Source organism: Psychrobacter sp. TB55-MNA-CIBAN-0194, assembly GCF_040309505.1.
GTDB classification, from domain to species: domain Bacteria; phylum Pseudomonadota; class Gammaproteobacteria; order Pseudomonadales; family Moraxellaceae; genus Psychrobacter; species Psychrobacter fozii.
Genome location: NZ_JBEOOW010000109.1, coordinates 1 through 306 on the forward strand (window position 1 = coordinate 1; position 306 = coordinate 306).

The window sequence follows — 306 nt, forward strand, 5'->3', positions numbered from 1 at the left end:
GTGCACACCATGTGGCCATGATGGTCATCCATAGCAGCAAAGAGCCCTCGTGTCCGCCCCATGTCGCCGATAACTTATAGTACCAAGGCAACAGCGTATTAGAATGCTGCGCGACGTAACTGAGGCTAAAATCATTATAATAAAAACCTGCTATCAAAGCGCCAAATGACGTTATCATGGCGGCAAACTGTGCCCAAGCTAGGCTAGGGGCTAGTCGTTGCCAAGCAACTTGGTTACGAATAACACCAATAGTTGGCAGAATTACCTGCAATAACGCCAGTACAAAAGCGGTAAGCAAGGCAAAAT

1 pseudogene is annotated in these 306 nt (G+C 47.4%); it reads right to left on the reverse strand.

The features are described 5' to 3' along the window. A pseudogene (locus tag AAEY75_RS14455) lies at positions 1–306 on the reverse strand (heme lyase NrfEFG subunit NrfE); the annotation flags it as partial.